General features: G+C 39.5%; 8 protein-coding genes. All 8 read right to left on the minus strand.

Features of this window, described 5'->3' with window-relative positions; all coding sequences use genetic code 11:
- Window positions 1–376: 376 nt before the first annotated feature.
- The 8 genes from dnaB to ychF all read right to left on the minus strand — a co-directional run bounded on the left by dnaB (window position 377) and on the right by ychF (window position 7,932).
- Window positions 377–1,726 carry a replicative DNA helicase gene (dnaB, locus tag TR08_RS14045; RefSeq protein ID WP_045519093.1) on the minus strand — a complete coding sequence of 450 codons (1,350 nt, stop codon included), beginning with the start codon at window positions 1,724–1,726 and terminating at the stop codon, window positions 377–379.
- Window positions 1,727–1,877: 151 nt separating this feature from the next.
- A complete protein-coding gene (gene rplI / locus TR08_RS14050) occupies window positions 1,878–2,327 on the minus strand; it encodes a 50S ribosomal protein L9 (protein ID WP_045519095.1) in 450 nt (149 codons plus the stop codon).
- On the minus strand, window positions 2,324–4,297 hold the full coding sequence (locus tag TR08_RS14055; protein WP_045519097.1) for a DHH family phosphoesterase: 1,974 nt from the start codon (window positions 4,295–4,297) through the stop codon (window positions 2,324–2,326). Before TR08_RS14055 ends, rplI begins: the two co-directional genes overlap by 4 nt.
- A gap of 23 nt (window positions 4,298–4,320) precedes the next feature.
- Window positions 4,321–5,268 carry a YybS family protein gene (locus TR08_RS14060; RefSeq protein WP_045519099.1) on the minus strand — a complete coding sequence of 316 codons (948 nt, stop codon included), beginning with the start codon at window positions 5,266–5,268 and terminating at the stop codon, window positions 4,321–4,323.
- 193 nt (window positions 5,269–5,461) lie between these two features.
- Window positions 5,462–5,704, minus strand: coding sequence for a 30S ribosomal protein S18 (rpsR, locus tag TR08_RS14065; RefSeq protein ID WP_063255175.1), 243 nt, complete (start codon window positions 5,702–5,704; stop codon window positions 5,462–5,464).
- Between the two features lie 56 nt (window positions 5,705–5,760).
- Window positions 5,761–6,297 carry a single-stranded DNA-binding protein gene (gene ssb, locus TR08_RS14070; protein ID WP_045519102.1) on the minus strand — a complete coding sequence of 179 codons (537 nt, stop codon included), beginning with the start codon at window positions 6,295–6,297 and terminating at the stop codon, window positions 5,761–5,763.
- A gap of 66 nt (window positions 6,298–6,363) precedes the next feature.
- Window positions 6,364–6,651 carry a 30S ribosomal protein S6 gene (gene rpsF, locus TR08_RS14075; RefSeq protein WP_045519104.1) on the minus strand — a complete coding sequence of 96 codons (288 nt, stop codon included), beginning with the start codon at window positions 6,649–6,651 and terminating at the stop codon, window positions 6,364–6,366.
- A 180-nt stretch (window positions 6,652–6,831) separates the two neighbouring features.
- Window positions 6,832–7,932: a redox-regulated ATPase YchF gene (gene ychF, locus TR08_RS14080; protein WP_045519106.1), complete on the minus strand. Its 1,101-nt coding sequence runs from the start codon at window positions 7,930–7,932 to the stop codon at window positions 6,832–6,834.
- Window positions 7,933–8,197 lie beyond the last annotated feature (265 nt).

Genomic DNA, 8,197 nt, shown 5'->3' on the forward strand with positions numbered 1-8,197 from the left:
TCATTGTTTATCGTCGCTGAAAACAGTGTTGCCAAGAGTGATTAAAATGACTCTTTCTTTTTACACAATTATATGGACTTTATCGCTTTTTCCCTTTGAAGGGAACCAAAGACTCCTTTTGATTCCCTCAACTCAGCTTTTTTCCTTTTGAAGGGAACCCAAGACTCCTTTTGATTCCCTCAACTCAGCTTTTTTCCTTTTGAAGGGAACCCAAGACCCCTTTTGATTCCCTCCAGACAGCTTTTTTAACTTTACAAGGAGGCAAAACACTTTTATAAAAAAATAAAATACCTTTTTTAGAAAAACCTTACTTTTATCTCTCGAAACAGCCAATCTACAAAAAAAGCCAGCCAAGGTTTGGCCAGCTCTCAAAAATCTATGCACTTGGATCGTATCGTGTCTCCAAGTTTACGAATTTATTGTATTCTTTTACGAAGGCCAGTGAAACGGTGCCAGTTGGACCGTTACGTTGCTTCGCAATGATGATTTCGATGATGTTTTTATTCTCTGATTCTTTATCGTAGTAATCGTCACGGTATAAGAAGGCAACGATATCGGCATCCTGCTCGATCGAACCGGATTCACGGATATCGGACATCATCGGACGTTTGTCCTGACGCTGTTCGACACCACGGGATAGCTGGGACAGGGCAATCACTGGAACCTGCAGCTCACGGGCTAATTGCTTAAGGGAACGGGAAATCTCTGATACTTCCTGCTGACGGTTTTCGCCGGCACGGCCGCTTCCTAAAATAAGCTGTAAGTAATCGATTAAGATCATTCCTAAACCATGCTCTTGTTTTAAGCGACGGCACTTGGAACGAATATCACTAATTCTTACCCCTGGCGTATCATCAATAAAGATACCTGAGTTGGAGAGAGCTCCCATAGCCATAGTCAGCTTACCCCAGTCATCATCCGTAAGAGACCCCGTACGAAGCCGCTGAGCGTCGATATTACCCTCCGAACAAAGCATACGCATGACTAGCTGCTCTGCGCCCATCTCCAGACTGAAGATCGCGACATTTTCACCTGTTTTAATCGCAACGTTTGAGGCGATATTCAAGGCAAAAGCAGTTTTACCAACTGAAGGACGGGCTCCAACGATAATTAAATCATTGCGCTGGAAGCCTGCTGTCATTCGATCTAGTTCAGCAAATCCTGTAGAAATACCGGTAATTTCTCCAACACGGTTATGCATTTCTTCAATATTGTCATACGTACGTACAAGGACATCTTTAATATTGTGGAACGCTCCAGCATTTTTCCGCTGTGCGACGGCAAGGATATTTTTTTCAGCCTCGCTTAAAAGTGCTTCCACTTCGTCTTCACGAGAATAGCCATCCGATGCAATCTCGGTTGCAGTTCGAATTAAACGTCTCAACAAAGACTTTTCTTCTACGATTCTTCCATAATACTCAATATTGGCAGCTGTCGGAACAGAGCTAGCCAATTCACTTAAATAACTAACTCCGCCTGTATCTTCAATTAGCTTCGCTGCTGCTAATTCCTCTGTTACCGTTATAAGGTCAACCACTTTACCTTCGTCGTTCAGCTTCAACATGGCATTAAATATCTTTTGGTGTGCAGCACGATAAAAATCTTCTGGTATTAAGATTTCGGAAGCCACAGTTAAAGAAGAGGGCTCTAAGAAAATCGCACCTAATACAGCCTGTTCAGCTTCAATATTTTGCGGTGGCAGACGATCTGCATATAAATCGCTCATCTATCAAAAACCTCCTATTATGAAGAGGATAATTTATATATTTTAATAGTTTTAAACCTAAATAAGTCCATAATGAAGAAAAGTGACCAGTCTCGACCGATCACATCACTTTTATTATTTTAACATGTTTATCAAAAATTTGAACTGGAAATTAATTTACTTCTTTTACATGAACTGTTAAAGAAGCTAACACCTCATGATGAAGCTTAACTGGAACCTTTGTATGACCTAGGGTACGAATCGCATCCGATAATTCCATTTTACGTTTATCGATTTTAATTCCATGTTTCTTTTGAAGCTCTTCGGCAATTTGCTTCGTCGTAATAGAACCAAATAGGCGACCGCCTTCACCTGCTTTAGCAGATAACTCGACTGTTATTTTATCTAACGTTTCTTTTAGCTTCTTCGCCTCCGCAAGCTCCTCAGCCGCACGTTTGTCTTCCTTTTTCTTTTGACCCTCTAGTGTGCTGATGTTTGCATTATTCGCTTCAATTGCAAGTCCCTGCTTAATTAAGAAGTTTTGTGCATAGCCATCAGCAACATTCTTTACTTCACCTTTTTTGCCTTTTCCTTTTACATCTTTTAGAAAAATTACTTTCATTCTTTTTTCCCACCTTCAAAATAGTCTTCAATAGCTAGCTTTAATTGTCTATCTGCTTCTAATATGGAGATCCCGGTCAGCTGGGTGGCTGCATTCGTCAAGTGCCCGCCGCCTTGAAGCTTTTCCATGATTACTTGAACATTTACATTGCCAAGCGATCTGGCACTAATTCCAATTAGCCCTTCATTTCGTCTTGCAATCACAAATGAGGCTGCTACTCCATCCATAGTCAGGAGTGTATCTGCTGCCTGGGCAAGAAGGACTTGATCATTAAGCACACTTTCGTCACCTTTTGCAATGGCAATTCCATCGCGATAAAAAAGGACTGATTCAATTAATTTAGCCCTTTTAATATACGTATCAACGCTTTCTTTTAAAAACTTTTGAACAAGGATGGTATCTGCTCCTTGCCCTCTTAAATAAGAAGCAGCATCGAAGGTTCTAGCACCTGTTCTTAAAGTAAAGCTTTTGGTATCTACCACAATCCCTGCTAACAAGGCAGTGGCCTCTATCATTTCTATTTTACCGCGTTTCGGCTGGTATTCAAGAAATTCGGTTACAAGCTCTGCTGTCGAAGAAGCATATGGCTCCATATAAACAAGAACTGGATTCTCAATAAATTCTTCCCCACGGCGATGATGATCAATGACAACCACATTATCGATCCTGTTAAGGAGTCGCTCTTCAATAACCAATGCAGGTTTATGGGTATCCACGATGACCAATAGTGTTTTTTCAGTTGAAATTTCCAATGCCTCTTCGGGTCCAATAAATCGAGAAAATAATTGCTCTTGATGACGGATTTCTTCCATGAGCCTATGAACAGCGCCATCCATTTCTTGAAAGTTCAATACTATGTAGGCATCTTTTTGATTCATTTGAGCAACCTTGTATATACCTATGGAAGACCCAATAGAATCCATATCAGGATTTTTATGACCCATAATAATGACCTTATCACTTGCAGTGATTAAATCCTTTAATGCATGGGAAATGACACGCGCGCGTACTCTTGTCCGTTTTTCAACCGGATTTGTTTTTCCGCCAAAGAATTTTACTTTTCCATTAGGTTGTTTAATCGCTACCTGGTCTCCGCCTCTTCCTAGAGCTAGATCTAGACTTGATTGCGCTAATACGCCTAACTCAGGCAGAGAAGGGGTCCCAGCACCTACACCAATACTTAATGTAAAGGAGATATTTTGCTTAGAGGTCATTTCTCTTACTTCATCAAGGACAGTAAATTTACCTTTTTCCAGGAGTTGAAGAATGGCTTCATTAAACACAGCAATAAAACGTTCCGAGGAAATTCTTTTAAGAAAAATACCGTTGTCCTGTGCCCATTTATTTAGGGTTGAAGTAACCATGTTGTTAATACTGCCACGCATTTGGTCATCCATACCTTGTGTTAATTCATCGTAATTATCTAAAAAGATAATCGCAATAACGGTGCGCTCATCATGATACATTTTTTCAATTTCTTTTTGTTCCGTGACATCAAAGAAGTAAAGAAGCTTTTCCTCACTTTTAAGAATCACTCGAAACTTTCGTTCGTGCAGGGTAATAATTTCTGTTTCCACTTCCTGCTTAATTAACGGTATTAGCGTGTCAGCAATTTCGTAAAGCGATTTACCAATAAGGGTATCTTCATCAAAATAGGAGGAAAGAAAAGGATTTGTCCACTCTATAGAATATTCATCATTGATGAGCATAATCCCAATCGGCATCTCCATCAGCGCTTCTTCGCCTACCCTTTTCACTCGGTATGAAAGGGTTGAGATATAGTCTTCCATTTCTTTTCTTTGGCTGGAATCGATGACTATCATATAGTACAGCGGCGGGATGATGAGAAGTAAACCCACCAAGCTTAGAATCCAATTATAGTAGGTCAAGACAATGAGCAGCACCACTGTAATGCCTATTAGCCCGTAAAAAGGGTAACGAATCGAGCGTTTTTCAATAAATGCAGGCAATTTTTTCAGCTCCTAAACAGTAGTCATCTCTCTTTTTTATTAAAGCCTTTTCGTAAATCAAAGCCTAAGTCAATTATACCTAATATCCCTACAATATAAAGGAAAATTGGAATGATGAAAGAGACAATCGCTATTGTAATAGAAATAGCCTTCGAAATACCCTTTTGGTCGAAGAAATAAAAGATGAACGTATATCCTTGCAGGACCATTAAAAATTGAAGGACATAGGTCATATTGATAATTGCCATATACCAGAAGGTGCCTTCTTCAGGATTCATAAACATACTTACGATCAAGGTAAGGAGAAAGTAATATAATAAACTTTTTGGCAAGGATATTTCTTTAAAACTTTTCCATTTTTCTACCTTAACCCCAAATCTCTTAATGATTGGAAAGGATATAAGCTGCATAATGAATACGATAAAAAAAGAAGAGAGAACAAATAAAGTTGGGATTAAGGTTTTAATAAGGTTTAGTCCATTATTAAATTGTTCTAACACCTTTTCCGTATCTTGTGCATTCCCAAAATTCTTTAGTAAATCAGCTGAAACATTGATTGATTCCCGCATAATATCAATCATTTCAGTAATCATATCTACTTTAAAAAGAACAATACTTGCCACATAAATAATAATTAAATTAACTAAAAAGACTAGTGTGCCTGTAAGGAGCAATACTCCTGTGTTCTTCTGCTTCTGAATTAAGTATCCGATTACGACACCTGTTGTTCCATAGGCAAGCGTTAATGGCAAAGACATAACGGTTCCTACAATGAACGATAGAAGAAGGGAGGCTATGATAAACACAACTATACTTTTCCCATCATTCTTGGCTGCAAAAAGCATGAATGGTACAGCTAAAAATAAGTTTACAATCATCCCAAGAAACGGGACATAAATCGTAAGTAATAATAAAACCGCAAAGGTAGCTAAAAGGATAGCACCTTCTGTTAATTTACGAACATTTTTCACTACTTCACCCCAATTATTTCAAAAGCCTATTCCTTAATTTTAGCCAGTTACGCTCTCCTATTCAACAATTCTGCAAGATAAAATAAAAAGACAGCAAGGGAAGAGCCCTCGCTGCCTTAAATAAAATGTAAATTACATTTAACTTAGATAACATTCTAGCTTCAGCGCCCCTGAACAAGGCGCTTACGCTTTATTATTCACCTGCAACGAATGGTAATAATGCCATTTGACGTGCACGTTTGATTGCAACAGTTAGTTTACGCTGATATTTAGCGCTTGTACCAGTTACACGACGTGGTAAAATCTTTCCACGTTCAGAGATGAATTTTTTAAGTAAATCTACATCTTTATAATCGATGCGTGAAATGCCATTTGCTGTAAAATAGCACACTTTACGGCGCTTCGCGCGTCCGCCTTTACGTCCTCCACCTGCCATGAAAATTCCCTCCTTCATTAAAAAATTGGTTTAAAACCGTTCATAAAAGGATCTCATTAAAATGGGAGATCGTCATCAGAGATGTCGATTTGACCGTTGCCTGCGAACGGATCATCATCCACTTTAGTAAAACCTTTACTATTGTTATTGCTGTTGTTTTGATACTGTCGTTGATTCTGATTGCCGCCGCCATAAGGATTTCCTTGCGGTTCCCTTGGTGGAGCACCGAAGTAATCGTTGTCGCTTCTTCCGCCACCGCCGCCGCCAGACGAGTTTTTAGGTTCAAGAAATTGAACACTCTCTGCCTGAACTTCAGTAACGTAAACACGCTTACCATCTTGTCCTTCATAGTTGCGGGTTTGAATGCGGCCATCCACTCCTGCAAGACTGCCTTTTTTCAAGAAGTTTGCCACATTTTCAGCAGGTTTTCGCCAAACAACACAATTAATAAAGTCTGCTTCACGCTCACCTGACTGACTAGAAAATGGACGGTTAACTGCTAAAGTAAAGGTAGCTACAGGAACCCCATTTGGTGTATAACGCAAATCAGGATCTTTTGTTAAACGGCCAACAAGCACGACACGATTCATCATCAGAATCAACTCCTTTTCTTTTGTAGAATGTTTCATGTGAAACATTCTGACCAAAATATATTTATATTAAGCTTCTTCTTTAATTACTAAATGGCGAATGATATCTTCGCTGATTTTCGCAAGACGAGAAAATTCTTGTACCGCGTCAGCTGAAGATGTAGTTTTCACGATTTCGTAGTATCCGTCACGGAAATCGTTGATTTCGTAAGCTAAACGACGCTTACCCCAATCTTTTGTTTCAGCAGTTTCCGCACCGTTTTCAAGAAGAATTCCGTTGAAACGCTCTACAAGAGCCTTTTTCGCTTCGTCTTCAATGTTTGGGCGGATGATGTACATGATTTCGTACTTATTCATCACAGTCACCTCCTTTTGGTCTAAACGGCCCACTTTTGGGCAAGGAGCAATTATTCATTACTCACAAGTTAAGATTATAGCATAGGTGACAATGAAAAGCAACGATGTTCACCATTTCTAAATTCTCCCCTTAAAAGTCTTCCCATGTAAAAAGCCTTGCAGACGCAAGGCTAACAATTTTTATACATTAAAACGGAAGTGAATAACATCTCCGTCTTTGACTAAATACTCTTTTCCTTCTAAACGAACTTTCCCAGCTTCTTTGGCGGCATTGTAGCTTCCTGCAGCTAATAAATCATCATAAGAAACGGTTTCGGCACGAATAAATCCGCGTTCAAAATCAGAGTGAATGATTCCTGCACATTGTGGAGCTTTCATTCCATGTCTAAATGTCCAAGCGCGAACTTCCTGCACACCAGCTGTAAAATAAGTTGCTAATCCTAGCAAGTTATATGCAGCGCGAATTAATTGATCAAGTCCGGATTCCTCAATTCCAAGCTCTTCAAGGAACATTTGCTTTTCATCGCCTTCTAGCTCTGCAATTTCTTCTTCAATCTTTGCACAAACCACGATCACTTCAGCATTATCTGCTGCTGCAAACTCACGTACCTTTTGTACATATTCGTTTCCTGATGGATCAGCTACATCATCCTCACCAACATTTGCTACATAGAGCACTGGCTTAATCGTTAAAAGATGAAGCATTTTGGCGATTTTCAATTGCTCATCGGTAAATTCAACCGTCCTCGCTGGTTTTTCTGCTTCAAAGGCATCGCGAAGCATAGAAAGCACTTCAAACTCAGCAGCTGCTTCTTTATCCTTTTGCTTGGCTAATTTTTCAACTCGGCTAATTCGCTTTTCAACAGACTCCATGTCAGCAAGAATTAACTCTAAGTTAATGACTTCGATATCTGAAATGGGATCGACTTTACCCGATACGTGGGTAATATTATCGTCTGCAAAGCAGCGGACAACCTGACAAATAGCGTCTACTTGGCGGATGTGTGATAGAAATTTGTTTCCTAATCCTTCACCTTTACTTGCACCTTTAACAATTCCTGCAATATCAGTGAATTCAAAAGCGGTCGGAACCGTCTTTTTCGGTTGAACAAGTTCAGTTAATTTCGTTAAACGGTGATCGGGCACTTCTACAATTCCTACATTTGGATCAATTGTACAGAACGGGTAATTGGCTGATTCAGCCCCAGCCTGTGTAATTGCATTAAATAATGTAGACTTACCAACATTCGGCAATCCTACAATACCTGCTGTTAATGCCATAAAATTCACTCCTCTAAAAAATATATCTATTTTATAAAAAATATCGTCCAAAATTATTAAAAAGCCTCTCACAATTATAGGCATTAGAAACTAAAAAGACAAGAACAACAAAAAGTGGAGACGCCTCGATCAGCCCCGACAAGCAAATACCTCGAGGGGCTAGGCGTCGGAACTAGATTAGAATAGAGTAGGCGCATGAAAAATTCATGCGCCTCTCACAGTTCCGTACGTGCGGGTCATCGCATACGGCTCCTCCACGTTTATC

The sequence above is a fragment of the Neobacillus niacini genome (assembly GCF_000759675.1).
Taxonomy (GTDB): Bacteria; Bacillota; Bacilli; order Bacillales; family Cytobacillaceae; genus Neobacillus; species Neobacillus niacini_A.